The organism is Paraburkholderia sediminicola (assembly GCF_046026675.1).
GTDB lineage: Bacteria > Pseudomonadota > Gammaproteobacteria > Burkholderiales > Burkholderiaceae > Paraburkholderia > Paraburkholderia sediminicola_F.
Map to the genome: position 1 here is coordinate 2,929,111 of NZ_JAQQEY010000002.1, position 15,001 is coordinate 2,944,111.

Consider the following 15,001-nt stretch of genomic DNA (forward strand, 5'->3'; position numbering starts at 1 on the left):
ACGCGATTTCCAGCGTTCAGAGGGATGCAATGCGAGAGATCAACCAGCAACGCCTGCGGTATTTCCACGAAGTGCTCAGTCACGGCACCATTCGCGGCGCTGCCGAAAATATCAACACGTCGCCCTCGGTCATCACGCGGCAGATCAAATTACTGGAAGACGAACTCGGCGCGGTGCTGTTCGAGCGTCAGGCGCGCGGCGTCAGACCCACCGAAGCCGCCATGCATCTGCTCGAATTCTGGCGAGGCTACCGGTCGCAGCAGGAGAAACTCGAAGACCAGTTGCATGCGCTGAAAGGTCTTCAGACAGGGCAGATCCAGCTGGCCGTTAGCGAAGGTTTCGTCGATACCTTCGTCGACGATGTGCTGGCGCCCTTTTGCAGCCGCTATCCCGGTCTGGAAATCAGTATGACCATGCTGGCCGTGGATGCGTTACTCGACGAAATCGCGGAAAATCGTGCTCACATCGGCCTCGCTTATAATCCGCCGCCTCACGCGCGCATTGTGTGTCGGGCCAGTTCCGCGCAGCCAGTTGTGCTGTTGCTGAGAAAGGACCATCCTTTGGTCAAACGGGGCGGCCCGGCGAGTCTCGACGATCTGCGGGCGTATCCACTCGCGCTCATGCCGTCCACGTTCGGCATCGGCCATGTGGTGTCGATGGCGCAATTGGCCGAAAATGTGACGATCCGCCCTACCCTCACTACGAACTCGTTGAGCGCTCTCAAGCGCTTCGTAACAGTGGAGAATTTCATGACGCTGATAGGAGAATTCGCCGCGTACCGCGAACTCGTCACCGACGAGCTGACCACGGTTCCGGTCGCACATCCCCTGTTCGAAAGCGCCCAGGCCAGAGTGCTGGTCAAAGCCGACCGGCCGCTTGCCGCCGGCCCGCTCGAACTGCTGAAGTGGATCGAGGAGCGGATGCCGATGTTTGCCAGGGCGAAGGCGCAGACGCAAACGGCTGGGGCGCGAAAACACAAATCGATCCACGCAAGCAATGGCTAGCCGCGAGGCGCACTCGATTTTCGTTTATTGACTGATCTGTCCACAACTATTAGACTAGGTATATGGTGAGACCACGTGAATTCGATCGGGACGAAGCTCTGGATCGCGCCATGCGCGCCTTCTGGTCCAAGGGCTATTCGGCAACGTCCACGGAAGAGCTGCTCGCGGCGATGGAAATCGGCCGGCAGAGCCTTTACAACGCGTTCGGCGACAAGCGCAAGCTCTACCTCGAAACGTTGGATCGTTATCAGCAGCACAGCATCACCGCGCACATCGAGCGGCTGACGCGCGGCGCGTCCGCGCTGGCCGGCATCAAGGCGCTGCTGCTGGGCGTGATATCGCCGGACGCCGTCGATCGCGGAAACGGCTGCATGGGCGTCAACAGCGTCGCCGAGTTCGGCGCAGACGACGCCGATGTGGGCGCGCTCAGGGCTGCCGGCGCGAAGCGGCTGAAGCAGCATCTGCTGGCTCGTATCGAGGAGGCGCAGCGCAACGGCGAGATCGATCCGCAGATGAATGCGGAAGACGTGGCCCTTTTTATCGGCAGCACCATGCAAAGCATTCAGTTGAATGCACGCGGAGGCATGACGCCGGCCGCGCTGCGACGCCTCGCGAAATTCACGGTGGAGCGGCTGGTCGTACGTTTGTAGCCTGGTTTTCAGGCTCTCTCAAGGAGCATGGCGCGCTGCGGCCTTCGTCCTGATCAACCGTTTTTATGAAGGTATTGGAATGAATCAGACTGACGCAGGCTCGAAGAAATCGGCGATCGTGTTTGGCGGCTCCCGTGGCATCGGCAGCGCCATCGCACGGCGCCTCGCGAAAGACGGCGCAGCCGTCACGTTCACTTATGCATCCTCGGCGAGCCACGCCGCCGAGGGCGCTGCCGCGATCGAAGCTGCCGGCGGAACGGCAATCGCCATCAAAGCCGACAGCGCGAATATCGACGAAATCGAAGCCGCCGTCGAGCGAACCTTGAAGCAATTCGGCCACCTGGATATCGCCGTCATCAACGCCGGGATTCTTATGTTAGGCGATGTGACGGAAGTCTCGCCGGCCGACTTCGACCGCATGATCGCCGTGAACGTGCGTGGAGTGTTCTTCGCGATTCAGGCGGCGGCCCGGCGCATGCGCGAAGGCGGCCGCATTGTCACGATCGGCAGCAATGTGGCGGTTCGCAGTGGCTTTCCGGGTTCGAGCGTCTACTCGCTGACCAAAGCCGCGGTGGCGACCATGGTCAAAGGCGTGGCGATCGATCTCGCGCCGCGCAAGATCACTATCAACAACGTGCAGCCAGGTCCGATCGTCACCGACATGACTTCCGCTCATCTCGACCAGATCGTGCCGCTCATTCCGCTGCACCGTGCCGGCGACGCGAATGAGATCGCCGCGCTCGTATCGTTTCTCGCCAACGGCGAAGCCGCGTACATGACCGGCGCGAGCCTGACTATCGACGGTGGCCTGTCGCTCTAAGCTGCCGCCGGTGAATCGCTAACGCAGCGTTTTCAGGATCAACCTCGCTTCCAGTCCGCCGCCAATTCGGTTGTGAAGCGAGAGCGTCGCGTTCATCGCGAGGGCGAGTTGGCGCGCGATGGCGAGACCGAGACCCGTGCCGCCGGTATTGCGGTTACGCGACGCTTCGAGTCGGAAGAACGGCTGGAAGACGGCCTCCAAGGACTCCGCTGGAATGCCCGGCCCACGATCCAGCACCGTGATGGTCGCCTGCCCATCAGACTGCGCCGTCACGTTGATCTCCGCGACGCCGCTGAACTTCAGCGCGTTGTCGACGAGATTACCGACAATCCGGCGCAACGCTTGCGGACGGGTCATCAGCGGCGTGTCGAGGCGCCCTTGCAGGGACACGTCCTGACCTGCGTCGACATAGTCGCAAACCAAGCTATCGAACAGTGCGTCAGGATCGATGCGGCAAAGTACCTCGGTCGCGCCGTGTAGCGTGCGCGCGTAGGTCACGCCTTCTTTCACAAGCGCTTCCATTTCCTGAATATCCTGGCGCAGCTTGACGCCTTCCGCTTCGTCGTCCATCACGTCCACTCGCAAACGCATACGGGTTATCGGCGTTTGCAGATCGTGCGATATCGCCGCGAGAATCTGCATGCGCTCGGTCATGTACATTGAAATCCGGTCCTGCATCGAGTTGAATGCACGCGCCGCGCGCGCCACTTCCGACGGGCCGTCTTCCGGTAGACGCGCCGCTTTCAGGTCGGGGCCGAGCCCGTCGGCGGCAGCGGCCAGTTCGTGCAGCGGACGCGTGGCAAGCCGCACCGCGAGCCAGCAGCACGCGAGCAGTGCGACTAATTGCAGCACCAGTCCAAGCGGCAGCCAGCGCGACAACGGCGCGCTCGACATGGGTTGCAGATCGATCGTCAGCGGACTGCCGTCGGAGAGCTTGAGATGTAGCTGCAACCGCTCGCGATCGCCCGGCACGGCGTTCACGGTGAGCGGATAACTCGTGCCTATGCCTTCGGAGATGGAATGAGCCACCCGCGCCGACAGTTGCGCGTCGAGCGGTCCGCCAGCAATGCCCGGCCCGAGAATGAAATCGTAGCTGCGCCGCGCGAGACGTGGCAGCCATTGCGCACGCTCGCTGGCCGGCAGATGATCGAGGAGCGCGACCGAACTGACCACTTCACGCTCGATATAACCCATCATCACATTAGTCATAGTCTGGTCGCGTTCCGCCATGGTGAGCCAGAACGAGAGCGCTTGCGCCGAAGCTAGACCGATGAACAGGATGACCGTCAGCCGCGCGAACAACGTGCGCGGCCAGTGCAGCCATGCGCGCGCATTCATTGCGATTCCTCGATAACATTCACCGCCGACGAAAACACATAGCCCTCGTTGCGCAGTGTCTTGATGTAGCGCGGTTCACGCGCCACATCGCGCAGCCGCTGACGCAGACGGCTGACCATCAGATCGATCGAGCGGTCGAACTGGTCGGTCTGACGGCCTCGCGTCAGATTAAGCAACTGGTCGCGTGTGAGCACGCGTTGCGGGTGATCCAGAAACACGCGCAGCAGGCGATATTCCGCCCCGCTCAGTGCGACCATCGTGCCTTCCAAATCGAGCAGATGGCGCGCGGTGGTGTCGAGCCGCCAGTCGCCAAATTCGAGCATCTGCGCCGCTTCGCTCAACTGCATGCCGGGCGGCAGCATGCGCGCACGGCGCAACACCGCGCGAATCCGCGCGAGCAACTCGCGCACCGCGAAGGGCTTGGGCAGGTAATCGTCGGCGCCCATTTCCAGGCCGAGAATGCGGTCGGCTTCCTCGTTTCTCGCGGTCAGCATCAGCACCGGCACCGCGCGAAACCGGCCGGCGCGCAATTCGCGGCACAGCACGAGGCCGTCTTCGCCGGGCATCATCAGATCGAGCAGGATGAGGTCCGGCGCGCCGTGTTCCAGCACGGCATGCATCTGGCGTCCGTTGGCAGCAAGCGAAACGCGCATACCGCTCTTTTCCAGATAGCCGGCGATCAGTTCGCGAATGCCGCGGTCATCGTCTACGATCAGAATGTGGTCGGTCGTATCCATCGCTACATCATCTCATTTGACGTTTGACCTGCACCCGTCTCGCGGTAATCAACGAACACCGCACCGGATGCGCCAACTCCGCAGCCAGACCTCCCGCCATGAAGGCAAGAATCGCGAACAGGCGTTTCATGCGTCCTCCACGACGGAAAGGCTCGCGCCGTCGGACAGACCCGCTTCGAGCGCATACGGATCGACGCCCTCGAGGCAGCCGATATTGGCGCGCCACAACTGCGGGGCTTTGCGCGTTTGATGAAACGGATAAACGCCGCAGTGCCTGCAGAAGAAGTGCTTCGCCACGCGCGTGTTGAAATAGTACAGCGAAAGTGCGTCCTCGCCCTGCAAGATCGTCAATTGATTCGCAGCAAACGGTGGCGTCATCAATGCGCCCTTGCGGCGGCACAAGCTGCAATTGCAGCGCGCCGCAGGAGCGACGGGCGTGCGTACTTCGAATTCGACGGCCCCGCAGTGGCAGGAGCCTTTGAGAATGTCTTCGGTCATGGAAGTGTCCTTGAAGAGGTGATGGCTGCTTTATAGCGCGAGCTGAACGCGCATATGTGTCGCAATGTATCCACGCCGCGGTCAGACACAAAAAATTGCATCAACGCCGTTCTGCCGACACAAGCCAGATACCAGCTGGCGGTCCAATATGCACGCATGGGGCGTTTCATGCGTCGCGCCCTCTGCCTGAAAGGACTATGACATGCTGAGACGCCTGAAAACACTTGCCGTCGCGGCCGCACTCGCCACGACGGCAGCTACCGGCACGCCGGCAGTCGCAGGTCCGCCGAAAAGCGGACCCCCGCGCCGGAATTCACCGGCATCTCGATTTGGTTGAACAGCGATCCGCTCAAAATCCAGAAGCCACGTGGCTAAGTCGTTCTGGTCGATTTCTGGACCTTGCATCAACACGTTGCCGCACGTGAAACGCTGGAATCAGAAGTACAAGGATCAGGGCTCGCAGTGATCGGCCTACATACGCCGGAGCGTCCGTTCGAGCGCGATACGGACAACGTCAACTCCGCGATCAGACGTTTCGGCTTACATATCCGGTGGCGCAGGACAACCAGTACGCCGCGTGGACCGCTCATGAAAACCAGCACTGGCCCGCTTTCTATCTGAGCGACAGAAAGGGCGAGGTGGTCCACACGCACTTCGACGAAGGCGACTATGCGCAGACCGAGGCAGCAATTCAGGCTTTTGGTTGCACAGAAAGACTGACTTGGCCCGACGTTGGAAGACGTCGCGCCGGACAGACGCCGTAATGTTCGCCTGGGCCACAGCGATTTTGGGTATGTCGCTGCAGGCCGCTCTCGTGAACCACCGGTTTTCGTCAGTTACGGCGCAAACCGCGTGAACACGTAATCACGATCCTTCACCTTGGCCGTGTGACAGGCGAAGCAGGTCTGATGCTGCGCCGCGTCGACCGGCTGTCCGTTGACGAAACGCCCGAAGCCCCAACCACCCGTCGACGCATAGCGGCGCGAGTCCTTCACCATCACCTGTACGGTGGTGGGCGCCCCAGGGATCGTCGCCGTGGCGAACTCGGGCGACTGCGTGCGCTTGTATGCGAGCTTCACCAGGATGGTCCCGTCGGGATACGGCAGCGTCGAGTTTTCGATCGCCTTGATCGCGGCGGGATTGCCGAGCACGACGCGCAGTTCGTCGAGCGGCGCGGCTTCCTCGGCCGGGGCGATCATTTGCCACTTGCGGTAGCCCTCGGGAATCGTGACGCCATAGATCGGTGACGGCGCCGACTTCGCGGGTTCCGCCATCGCTTGATCCACCACAGCGCCGAGTAGAAGCGCTGCATTTAGCGCTAAATGTGCAATCCGCGTTCTTTGCATGTGCCTGCCTCCAGTTGGCCAGATCAGAAGCGCGCGACGTCGATGACGGCATCGGCGAAGGCTTTCGGCGCTTCCTGCGGCAAGTTATGCCCAATCCCGCCGCCGATGTTGCGGTGCGCATACTTTCCGGTGAACTTCTTCGCGTAGGCCGCAGGCTCTGGATGCGGCGCGCCGTTGGCGTCGCCTTCCATCGTTATGGTCGGCACTGAGATGGTGGGTCCCGTCGCCAGATGCTTCTCCAGATCGTCGTACTTCGCTTCGCCCGATACGATACCCAGACGCCAGCGGTAGTTGTGAATAACGATCGCGACGTGGTCCGGGTTGTTGAACGACGCGGCCGAGCGCTCGTAAGTCGCGTCGTCGAAATCCCATTTCGGTGACGCCGTGTGCCAGATCAGCTTGTTGAAGTCGCGGCGGTTCGCGTCGTATCCGGCGTAGCCGCGCTCGGTCGCGAAGTAGAACTGATACCACCAGGCGAGTTCCGCTTTCGGCGGCAACGGCGCCCTGTTGGCCGCCTGGCTACCGATCAGATAGCCGCTCACCGATACCATCGCCTTGCAACGTTCCGGCCACAAAGCGGCGATGATGTTCACGGTGCGTGCGCCCCAATCGAAGCCGCCAAAGATGGCATTGCCGATCTTCAGCGCGTCCATCAGATTGATGATGTCTACCGCGATGACTGCTTGCTGGCCGTTGCGCGGCGTATCCGCTGAAGCAATCCGCGTGGAACCGTAGCCGCGCAGGTACGGCACGATAACGCGGTAGCCGGCGGCGGCCAGCAAGGGAGCCACATCGACATAGCTATAGATGTCGTACGGCCACCCGTGCAGCAGGATTACAACAGGTCCGTTCTTCGGACCCGCTTCCGCATATCCGATGTTCAGCGTACCGGCGTCGATCTGCCGCAGATTCTCGAATGACGTCGCGCCGGTTCCCGCCTTCGCGCCGTTGGACTGCGCATGCGCAAGGTCGCCCAAGCCCAGTTCCATCAAGCTGATACCCGCAACCGTCGACCCAAGTATGCGACGCCGCCGGGTATTGATCTGTTCAGACATGGCTATTTCCTTCAATGTACGAGAGCTTAGTAGCACCTGCATGCACTCGGGAAAAAGACTTTTGGCGAGTCCGCACGCTATCGACGGCGTGCGGACAACCCAATGGTCGAAATGAGTACAGGCGGGAGGATTGAGTAAGCGGCGCGCGTTACGTTACGGCTTTGCGTAGATCGGACCGAGGCCGACGATGTCTGATTCCGACGAACGCCGCGAACCAGAAGCCGAATTTCCGGCACTTGACGATCCATACGACGATGCCAGCAACCCCTTCTGGGCGTCGATACGCGCCTCGGCGGCTTCGATGTTTTTCGGATACTGCGTTTCGTCGCTGGCGGGGTTGTATCCGGCTTCCTGCAATTCGACCAATTGTGCGCGAACGTCCGCGCGAGTCGATGGCTGGTTGGCTTGCGCGAACGAGACCGCCGGCAATGCAGCAGCGGCGACCGAGGCGGCGAAGATAAGCGATCGAATGGCTTGCATGATATACACCTCAAGAGAATGTTTTTCGACGCAAACGCCCATTTGCGTCGCTGGTTCAGCATGGGCCGCGCTTGGCCTGCATGTGGCTATTAGGCGCCCCCCAAGTATCTGGTGTATGTCCGGGATGCGCGCCGGTGCAACGTTATGTAACACCCTGCCGTATAGATACATTGAGATACAAAAGTGGGCCATAAGACACTCCAGGAATCTCTCTTTGGGGAGATTTTCGGCCAGCAGTGGAATAACGCGGGTGTACCGGCTGTTATCCGGTGGCAATCGCCGTAGCCGTTCGCCCATCGACCTACTGGAACATCTCGCACAATGAATTTCGCGACCTTCTCGTCCCCCGCTTTCTTTACTGATCCCTATCCGATGTATAAAGAGCTGCGGGAAGCAGGTCCGCTGCTGCCTGTCGGGCCCAACGCACTCGTCACGGGCCGCTTCGAAATCATCGACGCTCTGCTGCGCGACCGGCGGATGGGCAAAACCTATCTGCAAAGCGTGCGTGCGCGTTATGGCGATGAGGCGACTGAACAGCCCGTATTTCAGGCATTGAGTCGTACCTTTCTGATGATGAATCCGCCTGCTCACACGAAGCTGCGAACGCTGCTGATGAAAGCGTTCAACGCGCGGCAAATCGAGAAACAGCGAGAAATTGTCGAAGCCACGAGCCGCGATCTTCTCGACCGCATCGGTGCGGCGGCGCAATTTGATCTGGTGAGCCAGTATGCGATGCCTCTGCCAGTCGAGATCATTTGCCGCCTGCTCGATATTCCGTCCTCACATGGCTCCGAACTCGGCGTTGCGGCCAGCCGTTTGGTCTCCGCATTCGATCTCGCACCGCTCGACGAAACCGCGCTCGCAGCGGCCAACGCAGCCGCGCTCACGCTCGAACGCTATTTCCGGACGGTAATCGAGCAGCGGCGCGCACGGCCTGGCGACGACATCGTGTCCTCGCTGGTGAACGCCGCCGACGACGGTGCGACCCTGAGCGACGACGAAATCATCTCGAACGTCATACTGTTGTTCATTGCAGGCCATGAAACCACGTCGAACATGATCGGCAATGCGATGGTCGCACTGTTTCGGCAGCCAATCCGGTTCGAGGCGCTTAGGCGCGAGCCGGCAGCAATCGCGAAGGCGGTTGCGGAGTGCATGCGCTACGACGGCTCGGTGCAGATGGTCGTACGCACCGCGCTCGAGGAAGTGGTGATTCACGACGTGACGCTGAGCCCCGGCACGATCGTCTTCATGCTGACTGGCGCGGCAAATCGCGACCCCGCGGTGTTCTCGCATCCCGATGAACTCGACTTCGACCGCGGCGCGAACGTGCCTTCGCTCGCATTTGGCGGCGGCATTCACTATTGCCTGGGCGCGCGGCTGGCGCTGCTCGAAATGGAGGTGGCATTACGCGATCTCCTCGCCCGCTTTCCGCGGATGCAACCCGAGGATCTGGACCAGTTGAAGTGGCATCGCCGCAACAATCTGCGCGGCGTGCAATCGCTGCGGATACATACCTGAGCGATTGCAGACGATATTACATGCCGACTGCTTTTAGCTGCGTTTGAGCGTTACTTCTTCGCGTCGTCGGGATTGTAGGTAACGTAGAGCTTGGTATAGCCGGGCGTATCGAAGTGACCGGTCCATCCCCTGGGCAACGTGACCGCTTCGCCGGCTTTCACCACCATCACCGAGCCGTCCGCCGAAGTCAGCTTCACGCTGCCCGTGAGAAAGTACAGAAACTCGTTGTATGGCAGCCCCTGAGGTCCCTTTATCTCTTCGCGCAGCGGGCCCGATTTGTACACGCCCGTCTGATACGCCGTGTCCTGCGATGCAAATGTCACGACGTCCACGCTCTTACCGTTCTTCACAGCACCCTCGCGATTGAAGATCGCGCCGGCCAGATCGGACTTCGATGCCTTGAACGGCTTGATTGTTTCGGCGCGTGCTGCGTTCGACGTCATCACGCTCACTAGTATTAGCGTCGCACTTAGAAATCTCTTCATCGACTATCTCCTCCTGTCCTGGTCGGTGACACCACTTGATGGCGTAGCGCGGGCCACGTCGTGGCAACGGGCGAACGCATTTTAGGTCGCACGTAGTGCGCTTTGGCGTCGCTTTGTATCAAGCCGGCCCTTGGACACATTGCGAAACAATCGACGCGGCATTTGACCAGCAACGTCACTTCATCCTTTCGTGACGCGCATTTTTTCCCTTGAATCCTCGATCGAATTGAAACGCACCCGAAAGCGCACTGACAGAATTGTTTCCCAATGTGTATGAAGTTCGAACTGATACACAGCCTTGCAATAGCCCGTTCTAGCGACACAAGCCAGATACCTCACCTGGTTCTAATGCATCCCAACGACGGAATCCGATTGAGGCAACGCAGCGGACCTTATTGTCCACAGCGGCCCTCCAGATACCCGTACGGATGTTTCCCACTTAATTTGTTTCAGGAGCACGACATGAAAGTTTCGATCATCGCAGTGACGTTTGCCGCTATTGCCGCATCGGCGACGGCTCTCTCCGCTTATGCAGCCAATCCAGTAGCCAATTCCACCGATACGAACGCCAGCAGCTACGACGCCCAGCAAACGCATCAATGGTCGCCGGTCCAAACGGCGCCGAAAACGAAGACGCGTGCGGAGGTTCGTCAGGAGCTGGTGCGAGCGGAGAAGGACGGTCAGATCGCGGCGCTCAGCAAGCTCTATCGGGGTGGTTAAGTCGGCATCCGGTTGAAGTTGCAAAGAACATTTGCTGTCAATTTACTTATTGGAGGTTTCACCATGATCAAGCGTCTCGCTATCGCCGCGCTGCTCTCCGCCGGCGCCGCAATTGCCGCTCCCGTCTTTGCCAGCAGTGGCTACGGTCCCGCGCCGCACTACAACCCGCAGATCGGCGCACCTGCATCGCAACGCGGCCAAAGCGCACTGACCGTGCGCGCCGAACAGGCCGACTTGATGGCCAGCACGGACGACGCCGCGCAATCGTACGGCGGCATGCCCGATGTGACTTCGCAATCGGGCTCACGCGTCGTTTCCGACTTATCGATCGCGCCGTATGCGCATCACTGAGCGCGCATTGTTTCTTCAGCATCTCTACTCACTATTCAAGCGGGATATCGATCATGACCCAAGCAGACAAGATTCTGTACACCGGTAAGACCCATGTAACCGGCGGCCGCGATGGCGCCGCGCGTAGCTCCGACGGCCAACTGGACGTCAAGTTGTCTCCGCCCGGTTCGTCGGCATCCGGCACCAATCCCGAGCAGATGCTGGCGGCCGGTTGGTCCGCGTGCTTCATCGGCGCAATGGGTCTCGCCGCACAGAAGCTGCAAGTTGCGCTGCCACGCGACACCGCCGTCGACGCGGAAATCGATCTGGCCGTGAAAGACAGCTCGTATTTTCTGCGGGCCCGGCTCAACGTCAGCGTGCCGGGCGTCGAGGCCGAAGTCGCGCAGGCGCTCGTGGATGCAGCACATCAAACATGCCCGTACTCGAAGGCAACGCGCGGCAATATCGACGTCGTCATCACGGTAGTCTGATTTTTGCTGCGACCTGATCCCCGCTTTATGCCGTTTGCTCTTCAACCAGTTCGGCTGTAGAGCGCTTTCTTCGTGAACATTCCGGCTCGCCACGATCGGCGGGCCGGCGTCTCACTGCGCCAGAACATCAAACATCTCGCTGCCCGGCTTCTCCGAACAACCGAAGACGACTGGCTGGGGCTCGATTCATATCGCACGCGCGGTCGCCACGCCGTATTCAAGCTAGCGCAGACAGCAAGTGCCACCACGTCGGGAACCGTCATGCCTCAATCCATGAGCACAAAGAAAGCGGCTGCGGCCATCGCGCTTCTGATACTTTCGGTGGCGCTGCGTCCGCCGATCGTTTCGATCGGCCCAGTACTCGATTTGATTCAGAAAAGCTTCAGTTTGAGCTACACGCAGGCTTCGTTGCTGACGGCGATTCCCGATATCTGCATGGGCGTGTTCGCGCTCGTCGCTCCGGGCGTGGCACGCAGATTAGGCACCGATAACGCTGTGATCGCCGCGCTAGCTCTACTTTGCGTTGCGATGATCGCTCGTGCGCTGGCCGGCTCGGCAAGCGTACTACTCGTTTGCACTGTATTCACAGGAATTGGTATCGCTATTTCTGGCTCGCTGATCGGTGGTTGGGTCAAGAAGCACTTCGCTACCGACGCATCGATGTTCATGGGCATCTACAGCGCGGGACTCAGCGTAGGCGCCACGGTTGCTGCAAGTTCGTCGGGTTACATCGCGCAGGGCCTCGGTGGATGGCGCATAGCCGTCGCATTGTGGAGCGTACTCTGCATCACCGCGATCCTGAGCTGGCGAAAACTGGCCCAGCAATTCCTGAAAGCAAGTACCGGCGGGCGTGAATGGCATCAGGTCGCACAGCCTTCCGCAGCGGTTAGACTTCCGTGGAAAAAATTCGCGGCGTGGCGGGTTGCCATCTACTTCGGCGCGAGCCAGTTCATCGTCTATGCATGCTTCGCATGGCTCGCATCGTCAAGCGCGGAGATGCACATAGATGCGCTTTCACCCGGCCTCGTGCTCGGCCTCTTCACTTGCGTATTCGCTTTGAGCAGCCTGGGTATGGGCATGAAAGCCGGGCGCTCCAATGACCGGCGCGGCTGGCTGGGTCTCGCTTCGGCCATCACGGCGGCGGGTATCGGTGGGCTCGCTTTCGCACCTACGGCCTATCCTGTGTCGTGCATCGTACTGATCGCAATTGGCCAGGGCATGTGCTTCACGCTGGCAATGACCTTGCCGCTAGACAACACGCATACGCCCGCCGAGACCAATGCATGGAGCGTGTTCATGCTCTTCATCGGCTATCTGGTTGCGGCGCTCGGGCCATTGAGCTTCGGCTTTCTGCGGGATCGCACGGCCGGCTACTCCGCCTCGTATCTCATGCTCTTCGCGGTCGCCGTGGGGATTACGTTGATGGTGCCGCTACTGCGACCGGCGCAATTCAGCACCGAAGCGATGCCTGCGATCTCGGAGCCGCGCTAATTTTCTCGCACGCTCCTCAAGTTTTTAACGGCGAGCTCCAACGACAAAGTTTTGCGTGGTAAGCAAGCGTTTATCGCTGGAATAAAACCGGCGCTTAGGTGTTCTGAAACAGTAGATCAAGCGAGTACTTGCATTGCGCCATTCGGCGCTCGCCATGTTCGCCACGCGTCGCGTCTCCGCACACCATCCGATAGTCATGAAAAGATCAGAAATTCTCGAATCCAACGACCAGTACGTGTCGATGTGGAAGGTACTCGCCGGCGATCGGAAAGGCGCCGATCTGCGCGATAGAGCGGGACTTTCCGTTTGCTGGGCGGACAGCCCGTTCCCGTTCTGGAATGCGTTATTTCTCAACGAGACCATTTCGGATCGGGACCTGCTGCGCGTTCGCCTGAGAATGTCACATACCTATATGCTGCCGAAGCGACACAGCGGCCTCGTATACGTCTGCGAAGGTCTTTTGAACGGCGCGGCGAGGGAACATCTCGACGCAATCGCCGCGAGTGAGAGCCTGACTTTTGCGCTGGACATCACAGGCATGGCCGGCGATATTCTGCCGCTCGAAGTGGGCATACCCCATCCGGTGCTGGACTTCGCGCGGGTCGAAAGCGAAACGGCCTTGCAGGCGTATGCCGATATCAATAGCGAAGGATACGGTTTCCCACTCGAAGCGGGGCGCTCGGGCCTTGGCGGATCAACGTTCTGGAAGAAAGTCGCGTTCGCGTACATCGGTTATCAGAATGGCGAGCCGGTGTCGACGGCGGCAGCGATCCTCAACGACGGCCAGATCTATCTCGCGCTCGTCGCGACACGGCCGGACGTTCAACGCAGAGGCTTCGGCGAGGCCACGGTCCGCTACGCGCTCAACGCCGCGTACCACGCGACAGGAATCACGCGGACCACGTTGCATGCCACCGACGCAGGCTTCCCGGTTTATCAGCGAGTCGGCTACCATCGTACAACCGTCTTCAAGACCTACAAGCCGGCCTGAAGGCGCGACCTAACATAGTGCGATTCGATCTATCGCCGTTAAAAATTTTCGGAAGTTGCAATGGCCGTAATGCCATGGATTGCTGTTTTTCTCGCCGCTCTCGCGGCGTTTTGCCAAGCGCCTCGCCGGCTCACATTAGTCGTTCTCGCAATCGGCTATGGACTCGCATTCGTGCTAGGACAATTACGGGCGATCGCGATCGTCCCAATCGCGCTTCTGCTTTGCACTGGCATTCTGTTGCAGTGGAATCCTTCGCGGCTCGGCAAGCTGCTGTGCAATGTCGTTTTCGTCATCGTGGCGCTTGGTCTGTTTCAGCATTGGCTGCCGGGCTTTCACAATCTAAGGGTGATCGACGCGGCACGATTCACTCCCAACGCCGCGCCTTATACGATGTACCTCAACTTCGACAAGCCGCTTATCGGCTTCTGGTTGCTGTTGACCTACCCGTGGGTTCAGCCGAAGAAAGCCTTTCCCGTCCTGGCGATTTCCGCGCTCGGCGCTTGTGCGATTACATCGGCCGTTTGCCTTTTCATTGCGCTGGAGGCCGGATCGATTGCATGGACGCCGAAGTGGCCGCATCTCGCGTGGCTCTGGATGCTTAACAACTTCCTGCTAGTCGCATTCGCTGAAGAAGCGCTTTTCCGCGGCTATATTCAGGCAGGTATAGCGCGGCTGTTAAAGGCACGCCCGCATGCCCAGTGGTTCGGGCTTATCGTTGCAGTTGTCCTATTCGGTCTCACGCACTACCAGGGCGGCGCGGCGCTCGTTCTGCTGGCAGCCCTATCCGGTGTGGGCTATGGCCTCGCGTACCGCGCCGGCGGACTACAAGCCGCGATGCTGACGCACTTCGGACTCAACCTGGCGCAATTCGCGTTGTTTACCTATCCATTCATCGCCCATTCATAGATAAAAACGGAACGAGCGTGGGAAAGTGGCACACGGTATTTCACGTTTCGTTGCGAGCCTGATGGAATATTTATTCGATCGGCTTGTTTACGTGTTGATGGATTGCCTGCCCAATTTAGCCTGAACCCATGGATACTC

The 15,001-nt window shown here is 59.9% G+C and carries 18 protein-coding genes and 1 pseudogene; 11 read left to right on the top strand and 8 right to left on the bottom strand.

Translation table 11 applies throughout. The features are described 5' to 3' along the window. The first annotated feature begins 29 nt into the window (after positions 1-29). The 3 genes from PQQ86_RS32785 (at position 30) to PQQ86_RS32795 (ending at position 2,474) form a co-directional block, all read left to right on the top strand. Positions 30-1,004 (top strand): LysR family transcriptional regulator, encoded by a 975-nt coding sequence (locus tag PQQ86_RS32785; protein ID WP_408276664.1) that lies wholly within the window; start codon positions 30-32, stop codon positions 1,002-1,004. Between the two features lie 110 nt (positions 1,005-1,114). Further along, positions 1,115-1,654 carry a TetR/AcrR family transcriptional regulator gene (locus tag PQQ86_RS32790; RefSeq protein WP_408276668.1) on the top strand — a complete coding sequence of 180 codons (540 nt, stop codon included), beginning with the start codon at positions 1,115-1,117 and terminating at the stop codon, positions 1,652-1,654. A 79-nt stretch (positions 1,655-1,733) separates the two neighbouring features. Then, a complete protein-coding gene (locus tag PQQ86_RS32795; RefSeq protein ID WP_408276671.1) occupies positions 1,734-2,474 on the top strand; it encodes an SDR family oxidoreductase in 741 nt (246 codons plus the stop codon). A gap of 18 nt (positions 2,475-2,492) precedes the next feature. Here PQQ86_RS32795 and PQQ86_RS32800 read toward each other — a convergent pair whose 3' ends face one another. Genes PQQ86_RS32800 through PQQ86_RS32815 form a run of 4 tightly spaced genes read right to left on the bottom strand, consistent with a single transcriptional unit; the run spans position 2,493 to position 5,047 of the window. Next, positions 2,493-3,812, bottom strand: a complete 1,320-nt coding sequence (locus PQQ86_RS32800; protein ID WP_408276674.1) for an ATP-binding protein — start codon at positions 3,810-3,812, stop codon at positions 2,493-2,495. Further along, positions 3,809-4,549, bottom strand: coding sequence for a response regulator (locus PQQ86_RS32805; protein ID WP_408276677.1), 741 nt, complete (start codon positions 4,547-4,549; stop codon positions 3,809-3,811). Before PQQ86_RS32805 ends, PQQ86_RS32800 begins: the two co-directional genes overlap by 4 nt. 7 nt (positions 4,550-4,556) lie before the next feature. Next, positions 4,557-4,679, bottom strand: coding sequence for a hypothetical protein (locus tag PQQ86_RS32810; protein WP_408276680.1), 123 nt, complete (start codon positions 4,677-4,679; stop codon positions 4,557-4,559). Continuing rightward, the gene (locus PQQ86_RS32815; protein WP_408276683.1) at positions 4,676-5,047 is read right to left on the bottom strand and encodes a GFA family protein; all 372 of its coding nucleotides are present in this window, start codon (positions 5,045-5,047) and stop codon (positions 4,676-4,678) included. Before PQQ86_RS32815 ends, PQQ86_RS32810 begins: the two co-directional genes overlap by 4 nt. Before the next feature lie 202 nt (positions 5,048-5,249). Here PQQ86_RS32815 and PQQ86_RS32820 point away from each other — a divergent pair. After that, positions 5,250-5,767 (top strand): annotated as a pseudogene (locus PQQ86_RS32820) (redoxin family protein). 116 nt (positions 5,768-5,883) lie between these two features. Here the strand turns inward: PQQ86_RS32820 and PQQ86_RS32825 are convergent. From PQQ86_RS32825 to PQQ86_RS32835, 3 genes are all read right to left on the bottom strand, one after another. Then, positions 5,884-6,393 (bottom strand): cytochrome P460 family protein, encoded by a 510-nt coding sequence (locus PQQ86_RS32825; RefSeq protein WP_408276686.1) that lies wholly within the window; start codon positions 6,391-6,393, stop codon positions 5,884-5,886. Between the two features lie 23 nt (positions 6,394-6,416). Next, positions 6,417-7,448: an alpha/beta hydrolase gene (locus PQQ86_RS32830; RefSeq protein ID WP_408276688.1), complete on the bottom strand. Its 1,032-nt coding sequence runs from the start codon at positions 7,446-7,448 to the stop codon at positions 6,417-6,419. Between the two features lie 153 nt (positions 7,449-7,601). Beyond that, complete coding sequence (locus tag PQQ86_RS32835; RefSeq protein WP_408276691.1) at positions 7,602-7,928, bottom strand: DUF4148 domain-containing protein; 327 nt, start codon at positions 7,926-7,928, stop codon at positions 7,602-7,604. 321 nt (positions 7,929-8,249) lie between these two features. Here PQQ86_RS32835 and PQQ86_RS32840 point away from each other — a divergent pair, with 321 nt between their 5' ends. Continuing rightward, positions 8,250-9,449, top strand: a complete 1,200-nt coding sequence (locus tag PQQ86_RS32840; protein ID WP_408276694.1) for a cytochrome P450 — start codon at positions 8,250-8,252, stop codon at positions 9,447-9,449. A gap of 50 nt (positions 9,450-9,499) precedes the next feature. Here PQQ86_RS32840 and PQQ86_RS32845 read toward each other — a convergent pair whose 3' ends face one another. After that, positions 9,500-9,934 (bottom strand): cupin domain-containing protein, encoded by a 435-nt coding sequence (locus PQQ86_RS32845; RefSeq protein WP_408276697.1) that lies wholly within the window; start codon positions 9,932-9,934, stop codon positions 9,500-9,502. A 462-nt stretch (positions 9,935-10,396) separates the two neighbouring features. On the opposite strand from PQQ86_RS32845, the gene PQQ86_RS32850 reads away from it, so the two are divergent. From PQQ86_RS32850 to PQQ86_RS32875, 6 genes are all read left to right on the top strand, one after another. Next, positions 10,397-10,654 carry a DUF4148 domain-containing protein gene (locus tag PQQ86_RS32850; RefSeq protein WP_408276700.1) on the top strand — a complete coding sequence of 86 codons (258 nt, stop codon included), beginning with the start codon at positions 10,397-10,399 and terminating at the stop codon, positions 10,652-10,654. A 63-nt stretch (positions 10,655-10,717) separates the two neighbouring features. Beyond that, a complete protein-coding gene (locus PQQ86_RS32855; protein ID WP_408276703.1) occupies positions 10,718-11,005 on the top strand; it encodes a hypothetical protein in 288 nt (95 codons plus the stop codon). Between the two features lie 53 nt (positions 11,006-11,058). Beyond that, positions 11,059-11,475, top strand: coding sequence for an organic hydroperoxide resistance protein (locus tag PQQ86_RS32860; protein ID WP_408276705.1), 417 nt, complete (start codon positions 11,059-11,061; stop codon positions 11,473-11,475). 273 nt (positions 11,476-11,748) lie between these two features. Continuing rightward, positions 11,749-12,966 carry an MFS transporter gene (locus PQQ86_RS32865; RefSeq protein ID WP_408276708.1) on the top strand — a complete coding sequence of 406 codons (1,218 nt, stop codon included), beginning with the start codon at positions 11,749-11,751 and terminating at the stop codon, positions 12,964-12,966. A gap of 196 nt (positions 12,967-13,162) precedes the next feature. Continuing rightward, a complete protein-coding gene (locus tag PQQ86_RS32870) occupies positions 13,163-13,957 on the top strand; it encodes a GNAT family N-acetyltransferase (protein ID WP_408276711.1) in 795 nt (264 codons plus the stop codon). 171 nt (positions 13,958-14,128) lie between these two features. Beyond that, on the top strand, positions 14,129-14,863 hold the full coding sequence (locus PQQ86_RS32875) for a CPBP family intramembrane glutamic endopeptidase (RefSeq protein ID WP_408276713.1): 735 nt from the start codon (positions 14,129-14,131) through the stop codon (positions 14,861-14,863). The last annotated feature ends 138 nt before the right edge of the window (positions 14,864-15,001 follow it).

Excerpts from the sequence above, each read along its gene's own strand:
- PQQ86_RS32805 (WP_408276677.1), bottom strand. The coding sequence starts at position 4,549 with ATGGATACGACCGACCACATTCTGATCGTAGACGATGACCGCGGCATT.
- PQQ86_RS32860 (WP_408276705.1), top strand. The coding sequence starts at position 11,059 with ATGACCCAAGCAGACAAGATTCTGTACACCGGTAAGACCCATGTAACC.
- PQQ86_RS32795 (WP_408276671.1), top strand. The coding sequence starts at position 1,734 with ATGAATCAGACTGACGCAGGCTCGAAGAAATCGGCGATCGTGTTTGGC.
- PQQ86_RS32870 (WP_408276711.1), top strand. The coding sequence starts at position 13,163 with ATGAAAAGATCAGAAATTCTCGAATCCAACGACCAGTACGTGTCGATG.
- PQQ86_RS32810 (WP_408276680.1), bottom strand. The coding sequence starts at position 4,679 with ATGAAACGCCTGTTCGCGATTCTTGCCTTCATGGCGGGAGGTCTGGCT.
- PQQ86_RS32785 (WP_408276664.1), top strand. The coding sequence starts at position 30 with ATGCGAGAGATCAACCAGCAACGCCTGCGGTATTTCCACGAAGTGCTC.
- PQQ86_RS32825 (WP_408276686.1), bottom strand. The coding sequence starts at position 6,393 with ATGCAAAGAACGCGGATTGCACATTTAGCGCTAAATGCAGCGCTTCTA.
- PQQ86_RS32845 (WP_408276697.1), bottom strand. The coding sequence starts at position 9,934 with ATGAAGAGATTTCTAAGTGCGACGCTAATACTAGTGAGCGTGATGACG.
- PQQ86_RS32790 (WP_408276668.1), top strand. The coding sequence starts at position 1,115 with ATGCGCGCCTTCTGGTCCAAGGGCTATTCGGCAACGTCCACGGAAGAG.
- PQQ86_RS32835 (WP_408276691.1), bottom strand. The coding sequence starts at position 7,928 with ATGCAAGCCATTCGATCGCTTATCTTCGCCGCCTCGGTCGCCGCTGCT.
- PQQ86_RS32815 (WP_408276683.1), bottom strand. The coding sequence starts at position 5,047 with ATGACCGAAGACATTCTCAAAGGCTCCTGCCACTGCGGGGCCGTCGAA.
- PQQ86_RS32865 (WP_408276708.1), top strand. The coding sequence starts at position 11,749 with ATGAGCACAAAGAAAGCGGCTGCGGCCATCGCGCTTCTGATACTTTCG.
- PQQ86_RS32855 (WP_408276703.1), top strand. The coding sequence starts at position 10,718 with ATGATCAAGCGTCTCGCTATCGCCGCGCTGCTCTCCGCCGGCGCCGCA.
- PQQ86_RS32830 (WP_408276688.1), bottom strand. The coding sequence starts at position 7,448 with ATGTCTGAACAGATCAATACCCGGCGGCGTCGCATACTTGGGTCGACG.
- PQQ86_RS32840 (WP_408276694.1), top strand. The coding sequence starts at position 8,250 with ATGAATTTCGCGACCTTCTCGTCCCCCGCTTTCTTTACTGATCCCTAT.
- PQQ86_RS32800 (WP_408276674.1), bottom strand. The coding sequence starts at position 3,812 with ATGAATGCGCGCGCATGGCTGCACTGGCCGCGCACGTTGTTCGCGCGG.
- PQQ86_RS32850 (WP_408276700.1), top strand. The coding sequence starts at position 10,397 with ATGAAAGTTTCGATCATCGCAGTGACGTTTGCCGCTATTGCCGCATCG.